The organism is Allocellulophaga tsushimaensis (assembly GCF_055383085.1).
The window spans coordinates 330,548-347,272 of the sequence record NZ_AP039451.1 but is presented as its reverse complement, the minus strand read 5'-3'; the positions used below and the strand labels follow the sequence as shown (position 1 = coordinate 347,272).

The window sequence follows — 16,725 nt, the reverse complement described above, 5'->3', positions numbered from 1 at the left end:
AAAGAACAGAGCTTTGTAAAAAATAAAAAATTAATAATCACTGTAGTTTATTTTTTATGGATTTACACCTTCTTTTTGATAATCTTACTAACCCAGCTCTTTTATTTTTCTTTTTAGGTATTATAGCAGTACAACTAAAAAGTGATTTAAGTATACCACCTAACTCCTCTAAATTTATATCGCTGTACCTTCTATTATCTATAGGGTTTAAGGGAGGTCAAGAGCTGTCGCATAGTAATTTAGATATGGAGATCTTATGGTCTCTTTTATTTGGAATATTTTTAGCAATAGTGATACCTATATATGCGTATTTTATACTAAGAAGAAAATTTAATGTAGAGAATGCGGGTGCAATAGCAGCAGCTTATGGATCTGTAAGTGCGGTAACCTTTGTAACTACAATTTCTTTTCTAGAGATGGAGCAAATTCCTTTTAACGGTCATATGGTTGCCGTAATGGCTTTAATGGAGGCACCTTCTATTATGGTTGGTTTATTATTAATTACTGTATTTAAAAAGAATAAAAAAGAAGATAAAGTGCCTGTTAAAACAGTGTTGCATCATGCTTTAACTAATGGTAGCGTCCTGTTAATTATTGGAAGTCTTTTAGTAGGTTTTCTGGCTAGTGAAGTGCAAGCCGAAGGTATTAAACCTTTTACAACAGATATTTTTAAAGGTTTTTTAGCTGTTTTTTTGTTAGATATGGGCATTACTAGTGGCAAAAAACTTTCTGATTTTTTAAAGAAAGGATTGTTTGCATTTTTATTTGCAATTCTAGTTCCCATAATTAATGGATGTATTGTAGCAATGGTTAGTGGAGTTTTTAGTAATGTAATGGGTAATAGATTGTTATTTGCAATACTCGCAGCAAGTGCATCATATATTGCTGTACCTGCAGCAATGAAATTAGCTGCTCCAAAAGCAAACCCTAGTTTATACATACCCATGGCATTAGCGATTACATTTCCATTTAATATTACATTAGGGATGCCATTGTATCTGTATATGATTCAATTATCATAAATTATTTTTATAACTATTATAAGATATATAAATAAAAATATATAAATAAAAAGTCAGAGCTTTGTAAAAAATTATTTTAATATTATGGAAACAGTAGTTAAAGCAAAAGAAGCAAACAAAGTAGCACAAAAAATTAATCTTATAGATGGTCATTTTACCGCTTCTGAAGCCTCAGATATTATAAATTCTGTTTTAGAAGTTAAAATTAACTTTCACAAATTACAGCGTTTATCGAGAACAGAAGGTAGTATTTTAGATAAATGTGAATATGATAACGGACGTATAGATGAGTTACTTTCTGAGCAGTTAATTGCTAAAGATTTTTTTGCACAAGCAAGAGTTAAAGGCAAAAAATTACGAATGAAAAGTATGATACAGATTACAATCGAAGACTAATTTTTTATGTTTTTGTAGTTATAAAATGTTATTCTTAGCATTAATTTCATAGCGACTTTTCAGGTAAAAGTCGCTTTTTTATGTCCTATTTTTTTAAGCCGTAATTGTAGATACAACCCTATCTAAATTTCATTCCGTAAGTTATCTGTATTGTATCGTCAATTAAACCATAATCATTACATCTTTTTGTTAAAATAATACTTAAACTTTCATAAAATATAGTTAAACTATTATAATTAATAGTAATACTATTATATATTTGTTTTTGATATGAAAAATTTACAAATACAAATAACCATAAGTCCAGAGCTTTACAACAGAAATCCGGAGGCTACAGATTTAGGTAGAAAGATTGTAAGTAAGAGTATAGAGATGATTGATGAGTTAGGTTTTGAGGCTTTTACTTTTAAAAAATTAGGAATTAGAATTGGCTCTAATGAGAGTTCTATTTATAGATATTTTGACAGTAAACATGCACTTTTAGTGTACCTGGTGAGTTGGTATTGGAGCTGGGTAGAATACAAATTAGTATTTGCAACGCATAATGTTTCTTCTCCTAAAGCTAAACTTTTAAACGCTATACAAATTATCACAGAAAAAACTTTAAAAGACAATACCTTTTCTTTTATAGATGAGGTTTTGTTGCATAGAATTATTATAGCAGAGTCATCTAAAGCGTATCACACCAAAGATATAGACAAAGAAAATGAACGTGGCTATTATAAAACATATAAACGTGTAGTGCAACGCATCAGTGATATTGTTTTAGAGGTAAATGCAAAATTTAAATTTCCTCATATGCTCGTTTCAACTGTGATAGAAGGGACACATCATCAACGCTTTTTCTCAAAGCACCTGCCATCCCTAACGGATGTAGAAGAAGGGAAGAATAATATTGAAGAGTTTTATAAAGAATTAGTGCTAAATACCATTAAATGAAAGAAGTAATGTCTCCGTGGAAGCGTTTTTTAGGTCTTCTAGAATTAGATAGAAAAGATATTCGTCAAATTTTTTATTATGCAATTTTTGCTGGTCTGGTAGCTTTAACTTTGCCTTTGGGTATCCAAGCAATAATAAACCTTATTCAAGGTGCTCAAGTGTCTACCTCTTGGATCGTATTAGTAGTATTAGTGACACTTGGGGTGGCTTTTCAAGGAATTCTACAACTAATGCAAATACGAATTTTAGAGAATATGCAGCAAAAGATTTTTACAAGGGCTTCTTTTGAATTTGCGTATCGATTTCCTAAGATAAAGATGGCAGAATTACGTAATTATTACCCTCCAGAATTAGCAAACCGTTTTTTTGATGTTTTGACCATTCAGAAAGGACTTTCTAAAATTTTAATAGATTTTCCTGCGGCAGTGTTGCAAATTGTTTTTGGTTTAATGTTACTCTCATTTTATCATCCGTTTTTTATTATTTATGGTTTTCTGCTGTTATTACTCATTTATGTGGTTTTTAAGTTTACTGCAAATAAAGGTTTAGAAACGAGCTTAAAAGAGTCTAAAAGCAAATACAAAGTAGCACATTGGATACAAGAAGTAGCACGCTCGTTAATTAGCTTTAAATTATCTGGAAAATCAAATTTAGCCATGTCACGCAATGATTATTTAACCACTAATTATTTAGAAGCTAGAGAAAGCCATTTTAAGGTATTGGTATTACAATTTATACAGTTAATAGGTTTTAAAATACTGGTAACAGCCGGTTTGTTAGTAATAGGAGGGCTTTTGGTATTGAATCAACAAATGAATATAGGGCAGTTTGTTGCCTCGGAAATTATTATTTTATTGGTTATAGGTTCTGTAGAGAAACTTATTAGAGGTTTAGAGTCTTTTTATGATGTATTAACTTCTTTAGAAAAAATAGGTCAAGTTGTAGATAAAGAAATAGAAATGCAGTCTGGTGAAGATCCTTTTGCTGAAGAACTAGATTTACATGTTGAATTTAATAGTTTAAAATATGTTACTCCAGAAGGCTTAAAGGTGTTGGATAATATAGATTTTAATATTGAAAAAACAGATCGTATTTTCTTTGATGGGGCATCTGGTTCGGGGAAAACTACCTTATTAAAAGTAATTTCGGGATTATTACCGCCTACAAGTGGTGCTTTTTACATCAATGATGTCTCTGTTAAAGGATTATTTCCTAACAAATACCGTGCACAAATTGGTCAAGTTCTTCCAGAACAATCTCCTTTTGAAGGAACAATTCTAGATAATATCACTTTTGGACGAAAAGATATCACACAAGAATGCTTGCATAGTACCCTTAGGGATGTTGGTTTACTTTCGTTTATAAAAGTACAACCTAATGGAATTAACACAATGTTGTATCCAGAGGGGCAACAGATACCGTTTACCATTTCTAAACGTATTGTTTTAGCTAGGGCTATTATTCACAAGCCTAAATTATTATTATTAAAAGACCCCTTAGAACATTTTGAAAGTAAGGAAGCAGAAAAAATCATCAGTTACTTAACAGCTCCAGAAAGGCCATGGGCATTAGTTGTATCAAGCAGGAATAGCAAATGGAAAAAATATTGCAATCAGGCGATTAAAATTTCAGATGGAGTAATCACCTCAAAAATTAAAAACAATGCTTAATATTTCATATAATCAGTTAAATAAAAAAGTCTCTTTAGAAGGTTATAAGGCATTTAATAAAGCATTTACTTCTAAGCATAATAAATATTTTAATCGGTTTTTAGGTATTGCTGCAATCGTATTTTTTATAATACTTTTTTTGCCATGGACACAAAATGTGAGTGGAAATGGGTATGTAACTACCTTAACACCAGATCAGAGACCTCAAACCATACAATCACCAATTCCAGGGCGAATTGAAAAATGGTATGTTAGAGAAGGAGATTTTGTGAATAAAGGTGATACTATTTTATTTATTTCTGAAATTAAAAACGAATATCAGGATCCAAAATTAGTAGAGCGTATCAATCAACAAAAGAATGCCAAAAGCAAATCTGTAGTTTCGTATCAAGGAAAAATAAAAGCGTTAGAAGGTCAGGTAAGTGCTTTAAATAGTGAGCGTCAATTAAAATTATCTCAAGCAAAAAATAAATTACGTCAAAGCTTACTTAAAGTAAAGAGTGATAGTATTGATTTTGAAGCTTCAAAAACAAATTTTAAAATTGCAGAACGTCAGTATGATCGGATATTAACATTACAAAAAGAAGGTTTAAAATCGCTGACAGAAGTAGAAGTAAAAAGATTAAAATTACAAGAAACCCAAGCTAAATTAATCTCAAAAGAGAATAAGTTATTGGCAAGCAAAAATCAGGTGCTAAATGCTAATATTGAGATCAGCCGTATTTCTGCTGAATATGCTGATAAAATTGCAAAATCTCGTAGTGATCGTTTTACGGCAGAGTCAAACCAATTTGATGCAGAAGCACAAGTAACAAAATTGGAAAATCAATCAGCTAATTATTCTATTCGTAATGCTTTGTATTACATTACTGCTCCGCAAAATGGGTACATCAATAAAGCTATAAAAGGAGGATTGGGAGAAACATTTAAAGAAGGGGAAAAATTGGTAGGTATTATGCCTTCTAATTATGATTTGGCGGTAGAAACGTATGTAGACCCTTTAGATTTACCGTTAATGCATTTAGGGGAAAAAGTACGAATTCAGTTTGATGGATGGCCAGCAATTTTCTTTAGCGGTTGGCCTAATGCATCCTTTGGAACGTATGGAGGAAAAGTTGTTGCTATAGAAACCTTTATTAGTGACAATGGTAAATTTAGAATTCTCGTTGCACCAGATAATGAAGTTGCAGAATGGCCAGAAAATGTTCGTGTAGGTTCTGGAGCATATACAATTGCATTATTAGAAGATGTTCCGATTTGGTACGAGTTATGGCGACAACTTAATGGTTTTCCACCAAATTATTACAGACCTGAAGGTAAAGAAATAGCGAGTAAGGAAACAAAAAAAGAAAAGGAATAAATGATCAAATCTTGTAAATATATCATAGGATCTATTTTTTTGTTTTTGGTAGCTGTTTTACAAGGGCAAACTATAAATACTCCAATTCAGCGCGAGAATATTTTAACTTTTGAAGAGTTTTTGGGCTATGTAAAAAAACATCATCCGTTAATGAAACAAGCTGCGCTTACGTTAAGTTTAGGTGAAGCTAATCTATTAAAAGCCCGTGGCGGATTTGATCCTAAAATTGAAGTAGACTATGATCGCAAAAAGTTTAAGGATATAGAATATTACGATCAATTAAATGCAACATTTAAAATACCAACATGGTATGGAATAGAATTTAAAGCAAATTTTGAACAAAATTCTGGTGAGTTTTTAAATCCGAATTTAGATGTGCCTGAAGATGGTTTGTATAGTGCAGGTGTTTCATTTTCTTTAGCGCAAGGTTTTTTAACCAATAAACGAATGGCGGCTTTAAGAAAAGCAAAATTTTTTAGAGAGCAAACCAAAGCTGATAGAGATTTATTAGTGAATAATATTCTCTTTGATGCTACTAAAGCGTATCTCGATTGGTTAAAAGAAACTAATGAGCAGGCAATTTACAGTACTTTTTTAGAAAACGCTACCACAAGGCTAAAAGCCGTTGAGCGAAGTGTTGCTGTTGGCGATAAAGCAGAAATTGAAATAACTGAAGCGCGGATAACAGCACAAAATAGAGCGTTAAGTTTAGAAGCAGCGTCATTAAAAAGGAGAAAGGCAGCTTTAGTGGTTAGTAATTACCTTTGGTTAAATGATGTTCCTTTAGAATTAAATGAAAATGTGATTCCTGAAAGCCCAGAACAAAATATTTTAGAATCAATTTTGCTTTTAGAAGGAATTACAGATACCACTGCTTTAGCCATAAATAATCCAAAATTACTAAGTTTAGATGCTAAAATAAAAGGTTTAAAAGTAGAACGAAATTTAAAGCGCAATAAACTGTTGCCTAAAATAGATTTGCAGTATAACTTTCTGTCTCCTGAAACAGATTTGAGTACATTTAATACAGCAAATTATAAAGCTTTTGCTAATTTTAGTTATCCTATTTTTACCAGAAAAGAACGTGGAGATCTTAGGTTAGCCAAAATAAAAATACAAGATGTTAAGTTTGAACGTATTTCTACATCATTAAGCATAAAAAATAAGATAACTGCTGTTACTATTGAGATGAACTCTTTGCAGAAGCAAAATCAGCTTGTGAAAGATATTGTAATAGATTACAGAACATTGGTTGCTGCAGAGGAGCGGAAATTCTTTTTGGGGGAAAGTTCTTTATTTTTAATTAATTCTAGAGAGCAAAAACTTATTGATGCGCAACTTAAAGAAAACGCTTTATTGGTAAAGCAATTAAAAGCAACAGCGCGTTTATACAATGCTTTAGGAATTACGGATCCTAATAGTATTAATTAAAACAAATCTAAAGGGGTTTAGGGGCATCCTATCTATCCCTATTCTGCAAACGTATAATTCTTAACTATTTTTGATTAGGTTATAAGTTTCTATTATAATACTACCTGATTTTCTGTAGGATACAAACTTTTTTAATAGTGCTAAAAATTTAAAGTAGTTGTTTTACTCAGGGTTAACTATATAAATTCATAAAACCGCAAAAAAAAAAGCCTTATTTACATGAAATAAGGCTTTTTAATATTTTGAGATTTTTTTATTCTACTAAAGAAACTCTTTCAAATCCAATTACTTTTAAATCAGAATTTACAGATGCTACATATTCCGCAACACTTTGTTTTTCATTTTTAATGAAATTTTGGTCAAGTAAACATTGTTCTTGATCTAATGTAGTGTTATCAGAAATAAAGCGTTCTAATTTCCCAGGAAGAATTTTATCCCATATTTTTTCAGGCTTTCCTTCAGCTTTTAATTCAGCTTTAGCATCTTCTTCGGCTTTAGCAATAACAGCATCAGTTAATTGAGCTCTAGAAATGTATTGAGGTACATTTTTAAGTGTTTTTCCTAATCTACCTAATTCTATGTTGTCTTTTTCAATAACTGCAATTCTAGCTTCTGTTTCAGCAGCTACAAAACTTTCATCAAAATCTTTATACGATAAAGTTTTAGCTCCCATAGATGCTACTTGCATCGCTAAATCTTTTGTTACAACAGCAGCATTGTCTATAGCATCTGATAAACCAACAATTGATGCTATTTTATTACCAACATGGATATAAGAACCAATATAAGGAGCGCTTAATTTTTTAAATCCTCCAATTTCTATTTTCTCTCCAATAACACCAGTTTGTTCTATTAGCTTTTCTTCAACAGTCATACCATTAAAATCTGCAGCTAAAAATGCTTCTTTAGAGTCGTAGTTTAAAGCTAATTCTGCTAATTCGTTTGCTAAAGCAACAAAACTATCATTTTTTGCAACAAAATCTGTTTCGCAGTTTAATGATATAATTGCACCAGAGGTATTATCTGTATTAACTTTTGCAATAGCTGCTCCTTCAGAAGAATCTCTATCAGCTCTTTTTGCAGCAACTTTTTGTCCTTTTTTACGAAGTATTTCAATAGCAGCATTAAAATCGCCTTCAGCTTCAACTAAAGCTTTTTTGCAATCCATCATTCCAGCACCGGTTGCTTTTCTTAATTTATTTACTTCTGCGGCTGTTATCTTTGCCATTTTGATATGTGTTTTTAAAATTAACCCAAAATAAAGCCTTGTTTAGCGTTACTTTAGGTAATGTTAATTAAATATTTTATTTTTTTGAGATTATTCTATACCACCTTTGGTATTGTCTTGCCAAACTTTTAACTCATCCCATTTACCATCAGCAGCCATTTTAGCTTGCTTAGGCCAAGATGCTGGGTTTTTAGATGCATATCTAGAACCAGCTTCAGTTAAGATTGCTTTTAAATCTTCTTCAGATTTTGCAGCTAAATCAGCAAAAGTTGCAATACCAGCGTTTTGGAAGATTTCAGAAATTTTTGGACCAATCCCTTCAACTTTTGTTAAATCGTCAGTTTCAGTTTTTTTGGCTTTTGGCGCTTTTTCTTTTTTCTCTTTTTTAGCTTCCTCTTTTACAGGAGTTTCTTCTTTTTTAACCGCTTCTTTTACAGGAGCAGCAGCTTCAACTTCTTTTTCCTCAGTTTTTGGAGCTTCTTTTTTAGTTTCAGCACCTTCTTTAGTTGCTTGTTTTTCTGATTTTCGATCAGCTAAACCTTCAGCAACAGCATCAGTCACATGAGTTAAAATTGCTTCAATAGACTTTGAGGCATCATCATTAGATGGTATAATATAATCCAATAATCTTGGGTCAGAATTTGTATCTGCCATCGCAAAAATTGGAATTTTTAATTTTATAGCTTCTTTTACTGCAATGTGCTCACGCATGGTATCAACAATGAATAATGCACCAGGTAAACGTGTCATTTCAGAGATAGACCCTAAGTTCTTTTCTAATTTAGCACGTAAACGATCTACTTGTAAACGCTCTTTTTTAGATAGCGTTAAAAAAGTTCCATCTTTTTTCATTCTATCAATAGCAGCCATTTTTTTAACAGCTTTTCGGATCGTTACAAAGTTTGTTAACATTCCGCCAGGCCATCTTTCTGTAATGTAAGGCATGTTTACTTTTGCTACTTTCTCTGCAACAATGTCTTTTGCTTGTTTTTTGGTAGCTACGAAAAGTATTTTTCTACCAGATGCTGCTATTTTTTTTAGTGCTTCATTAGCTTCTTCTAATTTTGCAGCCGTTTTGTAAAGGTTAATTACATGGATACCATTGCGTTCCATGTAAATGTATGGAGCCATATTCGGGTTCCATTTTCTTGTTAAGTGTCCAAAGTGTACACCTGCTTCTAATAAGTCTTTTACTTCAATCTTGTTTGCCATTTTTTATACTTAGTTTACTTTCTGTTGAATTAGCAATAGTGAAGTGGCACGAAATTGATTTTGTGGCCTTTACTATTTAGATGCTAAACTAGTTTCTTGATGCTTTTTTTATATCAAGATAACAACAACTTGTTTTAAAATTTAATCTCAAAAACCATTTCTGAGATTTTCAATGAACTTATAAAAGGTGCTATTTTCTAGCACCTTTTGGTATGATAATAATTGTAAATTACCATGATATATAACCATAGTAATGTATATGCTTTTAACGTTTAGAGAACTGGAATTTCTTACGAGCTTTCTTCTGACCGAACTTTTTACGCTCTACCATTCTTGGATCTCTAGTTAATAAACCTTCAGGTTTAAGAACTAATCTATTCTCCTCATCTATTTCGCACATTGCTCTTGATAAAGCAAGGCGAATAGCTTCTGCTTGTCCAGTAATTCCACCACCAAAAACATTTACTTTTACATCGTAATTGTCTTCTGTGTTTGTTAATGAAAAAGCTTGTTTTACTTTATATTGTAATGTTGCAGTAGGGAAGTACTCTGCTAAATCTCTTTTGTTAACTGTAATGTTTCCTTTGCCTTCAGATAAGTAAACACGTGCAACAGCAGTTTTTCTTCTTCCAATTTTATGAATTACCTCCATTATTTAAGGTCGTTTAAGTTAATTACTGTTGGTTTTTGTGCTTCTTGGCTATGTTCTGCTCCTTCATACACTTTAAGATTTCGGAAAATTGCAGCACCTAATCTATTTTTTGGAAGCATTCCTTTAATAGCGCGCTCAACAACACTTACTCCATTTTTATCCATTGCTTCTCTAGCAGTCTGGAAACGCTGTCCGCCAGGATAACCCGTATGACGTACGTAAGTTTTGCTTTCCCATTTATTACCAGTTAAGTTAATTTTTTCAGCGTTGATAACAACAACGTTATCTCCACAATCAACATGCGGTGTAAAATTTGGCTTATATTTTCCTCTTAGTAATTTTGCAACTTTAGAAGCAAAACGTCCTAATGTTTCTCCTTCGGCATCAACTAACACCCATTGCTTATCAACAGTTGCCTTGTTTGCAGAAATCGTCTTGTAGCTTAATGTGTCCACAGTACTTTTTTATTTATTAAACACTAAAATCCCGATTAACGGGGTGCAAATGTACAATTATTAACTTGAAATACAAGTGCTTGTTTCTGAATTATTTTAATATTTTTTTAAATCAGATTCTTATAGGTTAATATTGAATGATTTTTTATGACCTTATAAGATGTTAAAAGTTATTGTAGCGCCTATTTTTTCTTTATATTGTGCAGCTCGTTTTAAATTAAAAAAGAATCATGCGCAAATTAATAGTATTAATTATAATTAGTTTTATTGGCTTTTCTTGTTCAACAGATAATGATTCACAAGATAATACTCCACAAGTAGAACCTATTGTTGGAGTTTGGGAATTTACAAGATTGGAAACAGGAGATTTAGAGGGCGAAATTATCCTAGTAAGAGAGATAATATCTAGATTAATAGCGGATGGTTGTGACTTGGCAATATTAGAATTTAGTCAAGATGGAACTGGCGAAACTAGAATTAGAAATGTTTCAGATGCAGCAAGCACATTTAACCCTTTAACTTTAATGGTAGATTGTCCTATGGATATTGAAACTTTAACAACTACTTGGAGTTTGGAAGGAAATCAATTAACAATCACTCCAGATCAAGGTGAGACGCAGACGATAACGATCACTATTGATGGTGATACGTTGACTGTCCCTGGAGAATTTCTTGACGAAGTTAATTTAGTAGGTACTAGTCTTGTTTTTTCAAGACAATAATATTTTTACAATTTATAAAAAAACACCTCTCAAGCAGTAATGCTTAAGAGGTGTTTTTAGTTTATACATTTTGTATCAGTAAAAAAGCTGTCTAATTCATTTAATGAGAATAGACTTTAAGTAAACATCAAAGCATTTAATCTTTATGCTTATTAGTGCGCTACCAACCAATTTTCACCTAATCCTAACTCAACATCTAAAGGTACAGCCATAGTGTATGCATTCTCCATTTCAGATTTTATAAGCACTTTGAGTTCTTCTAACTCAGGCTTATAGATATCAAAAACTAATTCATCATGTACTTGTAAAAGCATTTTGGATTTATAATTACCTAGCGCTAATTTTTTATGAATGTTAATCATGGCTAGTTTAATAATATCAGCGGCACTACCTTGTATGGGGGCGTTTACAGCATTGCGTTCTGCTGCACCACGCACTATGGCATTACTACCGTTAATATCTTTTAAATAGCGCCTTCTTCCTAAAACGGTTTGTACATAACCATTATCGCGAGCAAAATCTACTAGCTCGCTCATATAATTTCTTAGCTTGGGATAGGTCTTATAATAAGTGTCTATAAGTTCTTTGGCTTCTCCTCTAGATAAATCTGTTTGATTGCTAAGACCAAAGGCAGAAACACCATATATAATTCCAAAATTCACCGTTTTAGCATTGCTGCGTTGTTCTCTAGTAACTTCGTCTAAAGGAACATTAAAAACTTTAGCCGCAGTAGAAGTATGAATGTCTTCTCCTTTTTTAAAGGCTTCTATCATAGTGGTCTCTTCGCTCAATGCTGCAATAATACGCAACTCTATTTGTGAGTAATCTGCTGCTAACAATGTATAGTCATTATTTTTTGGAATAAACGCCTTGCGGACTTGCCTTCCTCGTTCTGTTCGTATAGGAATGTTTTGTAGGTTTGGATTGTTGCTACTTAGTCTACCAGTAGCAGCAACCGTTTGCATATAATCCGTATGTACCCGGTTAGTACTTTCTTCAATTTGCTCAGGTAAAGCATCTACATAAGTGCTTTTGAGCTTGGCTAAACCACGATAATCCAATACATTTTTAATAATTTCATGGTCTTTTGCTAAATAGGAAAGCACATCTTCCGCAGTAGAAAATTGCCCGGTTTTTGTTTTTTTAGGCTTATCCACAAGCTTTAATTTGCTAAATAGAATTTCACCTAATTGCTTTGGAGAACCAATATTAAATTCTTCACCAGCTGCTTCGTAAATTTTACCTTCTAAAGTGGTAATATCATTGTTTAAATCTTCTGATAAAGAGTTTAGAAAGCCTTTATCAAGGTTTATGCCTTCTAACTCCATATCTGCTAGGACATGTAATAAAGGTATTTCTATGGTGTGAAATAAATCTTCTGTTTTGGCAGCAGCTAATTCTGGTTTAAAGTGTTGCGCTAACTGAAAAGTAATATCTGCATCTTCAACCGCATATTCTGTTTGCTTTTCCAAAGGAACTTCTCGCATAGAGAGTTGGTTTTTTCCTTTTTTTCCAATTAATTCTGTAATAGAAATTGGAGTGTAATTTAAATAGGTTTCTGCGAGTACATCCATATTATGACGCATATCAGGATTTATAAGATAATGCGCTAGCATGGTATCAAAACATTTTCCTTTTACCTTAATACGGTACTTATCCAATACTTTAATATCATATTTTAAATTTTGTCCAATTTTTTCAATAGTTTCAGACTCAAAAAACGGTCTTAGTTCTTCTATAATTTCTTGCGCTTCAGCTTTGTCTTCAGGAAATGGAATATAAAAACCTTTTCCCGCTTCCCAAGAAAATGAAATACCTACTAATTGTGCGGTAAGCGGATTCAGTCCTGTTGTTTCAGTATCAAAACAGACTGCTGTTTGTTTTAGTAAATTTTGCATAAAGAGTTTCATGCTCATCCCTTTAGCAACACTCTGGTATACATGGGGCGTATCTTTAATCGTTTTTCTGCTAGAATATTCTTGGCCAGAATCGGGTGTAGCATTAGGGTCCCCACCAAACAAATCAAACTGACCGCTACCAGCAGTTTTATTGATTGCTTTAGGGGCAGTTTTATCAGATGTTGTCTCCGTGTCAGAACTCGCTTCTGTAAAAAACATTTTTAAAAATTGATCTTTTAACCTACGAAATTCTAGTTCTTCAAAAAGTGCTTGTACTTTTTCACTGTCTGGAGTAGACATAATATAATCTTCCGCCTTAAAATTTACATCGCAATTAGTTTCTATGGTAGCTAATTTTTTAGAAAGGATTCCTAATTCTGCATTTGATTCTACTTTTTCTTTCATTTTACCTTTTAGCTTATCGGTATTCGCTAAAAGGCCTTCCATAGAGTCGTATTGTTCAATAAATTTCTTGGCTGTTTTGTCTCCAACGCCAGGTAATCCAGGAATATTATCACTTGCGTCACCCATCATACCTAAATAATCAATCACCTGTTCTGGTCGTTGTACTCCAAATCTTTTTTGGATTTCAGGAATACCCCATATTTCTATACCATTACCCATACGTGCAGGGCGATACATAAAGATATTTTCGGAAACTAACTGTCCAAAATCTTTATCTGGTGTAACCATAAAAACTTTATAGTCTTCTTTTTCAGCTTGTTTTGCCAATGTACCAATAATATCATCTGCTTCCCAGCCTTCTAAAACAACTACAGGAATATGCATTGCGTTTAATATATTTTGAATATAGGGAACGGCAATTCTAATAGCATCTGGAGTTTCGTCTCTATTTGCTTTGTATTCAGGGTACATTTCGGTGCGGGATACACTCCCACCTTTATCAAAACAAACCGCTAAATAATCTGGTTTTTCTCTTCTAATCACATCAAAAAGAGAATTCATAAAGCCCATGATAGCAGAGGTGTCCATACCTTGGGAATTAATACGTGGATTTTTTATAAGTGCATAATAACCTCTAAATATTAATGCAAATGCGTCTAGTAAAAAAAGTCGTTTTTTTTCTGCCATTTTATTTTTTATTGAAGAATCTCAAAACTACAAAAGATTATATAGTATCGCTATAGTTTTTTGAAGCTTTTGTATAAGAATCTTATGGAATATCTATAGCATCATTTTCTGTCTATTAGTGAAACGTAAAATCAATCTAAATTTCTTTATCTTCTTCCTTTCATAAAAGAGTGTTTGTACTTTTAAGGTTTTAAATAAAAGCAATATGCTAGTAGAAGTTTGTGCAAATTCTTTAGAATCAGCTAAAAATGCTGAAATAGCTGGGGCAGATAGAATAGAATTATGTGTAGAATTAGGTGTTGGAGGAATTACGCCATCATATGGTTTGTTAAAAAGTATAAAAGAGCAGATTCATATTCCTGTTCATGTGCTTATTAGGCCAAGAAGTGGAGATTTTACCTATTCTAATGAAGAATTTAATTGTATGCTAGATGATATAGCACTTTGTGTAAAAATGGGTTTTAATGGAATAGTTTCTGGTGTTTTGCATAAGAACTTTACCTTAGATATAGAAAGAACAAAAAAACTGATAAAGGCTACTAAAGATTTAAAATTTACGTTTCACAGGGCTTTTGATTGGATTAAAAACCCTTTTGAGGCTCAAGTTGAACTAGAAAATTTAAAGGTAGCTTATATTTTAACTTCTGGACAGCAAAAATCTGCAGTAATGGGGCTGTCGTTGCTAGAAGAATTAAAAACAAAATCATTAAAAACTACTATTCTTCCAGCATCAGGGATTACTCCAGATAATTGTAAGTTGTTCAAAGAAAAGAATTTTGATGTAATTCATTTATCAGGAACTTCAATGTTAAAAACACTAGATAAAACCCCGGTAATTTCTATGAATGCGCCTGCCTTCTTAAAAGACGATGAACTTGCTATATCTAATAGCGCAATTATAGCAGAAGTGCTAAAAGCAGTTAAATAAAACCAAATAGCTAATACATCCTAATATTTAGAAATATATTTGCAAAAAAAATAGCATATGTTGCGTTGGATTATTTTTGGAATTATTTATATAACCTTTACATTTTATGCCTCTCAAGCCATAAAGTCTGGAGTTAAGAATATATGGGTATACTATGCTTTTATTCTTTTAGCTATAGCTGTTTTTGGAAATCTAATATATCAGTTTTACACAGGTTCTACGGGGCGTGTTATTACAAAGCCGAGGAGTTATGCAATTGGTTTTTTTTTAGCAACATTTGCTTTTATGCTCATGGCAGTTGTTTTTGTTTTTGCCGAAGATATTTTTAGAATACTTTTTGGATTTTATCAAAAACTTTTTGGTGCGTCAAAAACATTTGTTTTTCCAGAGCGGAGACGTTTTTTAGGGCTTATTGCTATGGGGATAGCAGCAATACCGTTTGGCGCCTTACTTTATGGAATGTATAAAGGTAAATACAATTTTAAAGTGCTTAAATATGTTTTAGAGTACGACGATTTGCCAGATGCTTTTGATGGGTATCAAATTACTCAAATTTCTGATGTACATAGTGGTAGTTTTGATAATAGAGGAAAGATTGAATATGCTATTGATTTGATAAACAAACAGCAGAGTGATGTGCTATTGTTTACTGGAGATATGGTAAATAATAAAGTAGAAGAAATGAAACCTTGGGCAGATTTGTTTGCTACTTTAGAAGCTAAAGATGGCAAATTTTCAGTTTTAGGAAATCATGATTATGGTGATTATATACGATGGCATGAAGATGACAAACAGAATGCGATTTTAAAAGCTAAGAATCTCGATGAGTTAAAAGAATTACAAAAAGAAATGGGTTTTGACTTATTGCTTAATGAAAGTAGGTATTTGCAAAAAGGAGAAGATAAAATTGCTTTGGTTGGCGTAGAAAATTGGGGAAGAGGAGGTTTTAAAAAAGCTGGGGACTTAAATAAAGCTGTAGAAGCAATTGCTAAGGACGATTTTAAAATACTAATGAGTCATGATCCAAGCCATTGGGAAGATGTTGTAGTTAAAGATCCGTATCATTATCATTTAACCTTAAGTGGTCACACTCATGGAATGCAATTTGGGATAGAAATTCCAGGTTGGTTTAAATGGAGCCCAGTGAGTTGGCGTTATAAATATTGGGCAGGTATATATGAACAGGTAGGGCAGTTTATTAATGTAAATAGAGGTTTTGGGTTTTTAGCATATCCTGGAAGGGTAGGGATATGGCCAGAAATAACTGTAATTACTTTAAAAAAGAAACAAATTACATAAGATACTTGCTCTTGTAATGTTACAAAAATGTTATGAACGTATATTTTTTAACATTTTTTCTTACATTTGATCTATAATGACTTTATAAACTATGTCTAAATTTGGTGAACTTATAGATTTAAAAATCCCTGTTTTATTGGATTTTTATGCTGATTGGAATGAGCAATCTACAGCCATGCATGCTGTTTTAAGAGATGTTGCTGCTGCTTTAGGTGATAAAGGAAAAGTAATTAAAATTGATATTGATAAGAATAAAGAGCTTTCGCAAGCTTTGCGTGTAAAAGGACTACCAACTTTAATGATCTATAAAAGTGGAGAAATGGTCTGGCGTCAGAGTGGGGAGCAAGACGCAAATACGCTGATAGGTATTTTAAACGAGTATCTATAAAAGTTTATAAAAAAACCGAGATAGCATCTCGGT

At 32.3% G+C, this 16,725-nt stretch carries 15 protein-coding genes; 10 read left to right on the top strand and 5 right to left on the bottom strand.

The features are described 5' to 3' along the window. Positions 1 to 56 precede the first annotated feature (56 nt). From ACZ451_RS01550 to ACZ451_RS01525, 6 genes are all read left to right on the top strand, one after another. Positions 57 to 1,022 (top strand): sodium-dependent bicarbonate transport family permease, encoded by a 966-nt coding sequence (locus ACZ451_RS01550; RefSeq protein WP_464215317.1) that lies wholly within the window; start codon positions 57 to 59, stop codon positions 1,020 to 1,022. An 84-nt stretch (positions 1,023 to 1,106) separates the two neighbouring features. After that, the gene (locus ACZ451_RS01545; protein ID WP_464215316.1) at positions 1,107 to 1,418 is read left to right on the top strand and encodes a hypothetical protein; all 312 of its coding nucleotides are present in this window, start codon (positions 1,107 to 1,109) and stop codon (positions 1,416 to 1,418) included. Between the two features lie 270 nt (positions 1,419 to 1,688). Continuing rightward, positions 1,689 to 2,357: a TetR/AcrR family transcriptional regulator gene (locus tag ACZ451_RS01540; protein ID WP_464215315.1), complete on the top strand. Its 669-nt coding sequence runs from the start codon at positions 1,689 to 1,691 to the stop codon at positions 2,355 to 2,357. Continuing rightward, positions 2,354 to 4,027, top strand: a complete 1,674-nt coding sequence (locus ACZ451_RS01535) for a peptidase domain-containing ABC transporter (protein WP_464215314.1) — start codon at positions 2,354 to 2,356, stop codon at positions 4,025 to 4,027. Before ACZ451_RS01540 ends, ACZ451_RS01535 begins: the two co-directional genes overlap by 4 nt. After that, positions 4,020 to 5,387 (top strand): HlyD family secretion protein, encoded by a 1,368-nt coding sequence (locus ACZ451_RS01530; protein ID WP_464215313.1) that lies wholly within the window; start codon positions 4,020 to 4,022, stop codon positions 5,385 to 5,387. The genes ACZ451_RS01535 and ACZ451_RS01530 overlap by 8 nt, the downstream gene beginning before the upstream one ends. After that, positions 5,388 to 6,818 (top strand): TolC family protein, encoded by a 1,431-nt coding sequence (locus ACZ451_RS01525; protein ID WP_464215312.1) that lies wholly within the window; start codon positions 5,388 to 5,390, stop codon positions 6,816 to 6,818. It begins immediately after the preceding gene. 253 nt (positions 6,819 to 7,071) lie between these two features. Here ACZ451_RS01525 and tsf read toward each other — a convergent pair whose 3' ends face one another. From tsf to rplM, 4 genes are all read right to left on the bottom strand, one after another. Then, positions 7,072 to 8,046, bottom strand: a complete 975-nt coding sequence (tsf, locus tag ACZ451_RS01520; protein WP_464215311.1) for a translation elongation factor Ts — start codon at positions 8,044 to 8,046, stop codon at positions 7,072 to 7,074. A 90-nt stretch (positions 8,047 to 8,136) separates the two neighbouring features. After that, positions 8,137 to 9,258 (bottom strand): 30S ribosomal protein S2, encoded by a 1,122-nt coding sequence (gene rpsB / locus ACZ451_RS01515; protein ID WP_464215310.1) that lies wholly within the window; start codon positions 9,256 to 9,258, stop codon positions 8,137 to 8,139. Between the two features lie 265 nt (positions 9,259 to 9,523). Further along, a complete protein-coding gene (gene rpsI, locus ACZ451_RS01510) occupies positions 9,524 to 9,910 on the bottom strand; it encodes a 30S ribosomal protein S9 (RefSeq protein WP_464215309.1) in 387 nt (128 codons plus the stop codon). Further along, positions 9,910 to 10,365, bottom strand: a complete 456-nt coding sequence (gene rplM / locus ACZ451_RS01505) for a 50S ribosomal protein L13 (protein WP_464215308.1) — start codon at positions 10,363 to 10,365, stop codon at positions 9,910 to 9,912. Before rplM ends, rpsI begins: the two co-directional genes overlap by 1 nt. 230 nt (positions 10,366 to 10,595) lie before the next feature. On the opposite strand from rplM, the gene ACZ451_RS01500 reads away from it, so the two are divergent. Continuing rightward, complete coding sequence (locus ACZ451_RS01500) at positions 10,596 to 11,087, top strand: lipocalin family protein (RefSeq protein WP_464215307.1); 492 nt, start codon at positions 10,596 to 10,598, stop codon at positions 11,085 to 11,087. 152 nt (positions 11,088 to 11,239) lie between these two features. On the opposite strand, the gene polA is transcribed toward ACZ451_RS01500, so the two are convergent. Continuing rightward, positions 11,240 to 14,077, bottom strand: a complete 2,838-nt coding sequence (gene polA, locus ACZ451_RS01495; RefSeq protein WP_464215306.1) for a DNA polymerase I — start codon at positions 14,075 to 14,077, stop codon at positions 11,240 to 11,242. A 205-nt stretch (positions 14,078 to 14,282) separates the two neighbouring features. On the opposite strand from polA, the gene ACZ451_RS01490 reads away from it, so the two are divergent. The 3 genes from ACZ451_RS01490 to ACZ451_RS01480 all read left to right on the top strand — a co-directional run bounded on the left by ACZ451_RS01490 (position 14,283) and on the right by ACZ451_RS01480 (position 16,692). Then, positions 14,283 to 15,005 (top strand): copper homeostasis protein CutC, encoded by a 723-nt coding sequence (locus ACZ451_RS01490; RefSeq protein ID WP_464215305.1) that lies wholly within the window; start codon positions 14,283 to 14,285, stop codon positions 15,003 to 15,005. A gap of 57 nt (positions 15,006 to 15,062) precedes the next feature. Beyond that, on the top strand, positions 15,063 to 16,304 hold the full coding sequence (locus tag ACZ451_RS01485) for a metallophosphoesterase (protein ID WP_464215304.1): 1,242 nt from the start codon (positions 15,063 to 15,065) through the stop codon (positions 16,302 to 16,304). Between the two features lie 91 nt (positions 16,305 to 16,395). After that, positions 16,396 to 16,692 carry a thioredoxin family protein gene (locus ACZ451_RS01480; RefSeq protein ID WP_464215303.1) on the top strand — a complete coding sequence of 99 codons (297 nt, stop codon included), beginning with the start codon at positions 16,396 to 16,398 and terminating at the stop codon, positions 16,690 to 16,692. Positions 16,693 to 16,725: the final 33 nt, after the last annotated feature.

What these genes read in the sequence shown, in the direction of transcription:
- ACZ451_RS01550 (WP_464215317.1), top strand. Translation starts at nt 57, where the DNA reads ATGGATTTACACCTTCTTTTTGATAATCTTACTAACCCAGCTCTTTTA.
- ACZ451_RS01545 (WP_464215316.1), top strand. Translation starts at nt 1,107, where the DNA reads ATGGAAACAGTAGTTAAAGCAAAAGAAGCAAACAAAGTAGCACAAAAA.
- ACZ451_RS01540 (WP_464215315.1), top strand. Translation starts at nt 1,689, where the DNA reads ATGAAAAATTTACAAATACAAATAACCATAAGTCCAGAGCTTTACAAC.
- ACZ451_RS01535 (WP_464215314.1), top strand. Translation starts at nt 2,354, where the DNA reads ATGAAAGAAGTAATGTCTCCGTGGAAGCGTTTTTTAGGTCTTCTAGAA.
- ACZ451_RS01530 (WP_464215313.1), top strand. Translation starts at nt 4,020, where the DNA reads ATGCTTAATATTTCATATAATCAGTTAAATAAAAAAGTCTCTTTAGAA.
- ACZ451_RS01525 (WP_464215312.1), top strand. Translation starts at nt 5,388, where the DNA reads ATGATCAAATCTTGTAAATATATCATAGGATCTATTTTTTTGTTTTTG.
- tsf (WP_464215311.1), bottom strand. Translation starts at nt 8,046, where the DNA reads ATGGCAAAGATAACAGCCGCAGAAGTAAATAAATTAAGAAAAGCAACC.
- rpsB (WP_464215310.1), bottom strand. Translation starts at nt 9,258, where the DNA reads ATGGCAAACAAGATTGAAGTAAAAGACTTATTAGAAGCAGGTGTACAC.
- rpsI (WP_464215309.1), bottom strand. Translation starts at nt 9,910, where the DNA reads ATGGAGGTAATTCATAAAATTGGAAGAAGAAAAACTGCTGTTGCACGT.
- ACZ451_RS01500 (WP_464215307.1), top strand. Translation starts at nt 10,596, where the DNA reads ATGCGCAAATTAATAGTATTAATTATAATTAGTTTTATTGGCTTTTCT.
- polA (WP_464215306.1), bottom strand. Translation starts at nt 14,077, where the DNA reads ATGGCAGAAAAAAAACGACTTTTTTTACTAGACGCATTTGCATTAATA.
- ACZ451_RS01490 (WP_464215305.1), top strand. Translation starts at nt 14,283, where the DNA reads ATGCTAGTAGAAGTTTGTGCAAATTCTTTAGAATCAGCTAAAAATGCT.
- ACZ451_RS01485 (WP_464215304.1), top strand. Translation starts at nt 15,063, where the DNA reads ATGTTGCGTTGGATTATTTTTGGAATTATTTATATAACCTTTACATTT.
- ACZ451_RS01480 (WP_464215303.1), top strand. Translation starts at nt 16,396, where the DNA reads ATGTCTAAATTTGGTGAACTTATAGATTTAAAAATCCCTGTTTTATTG.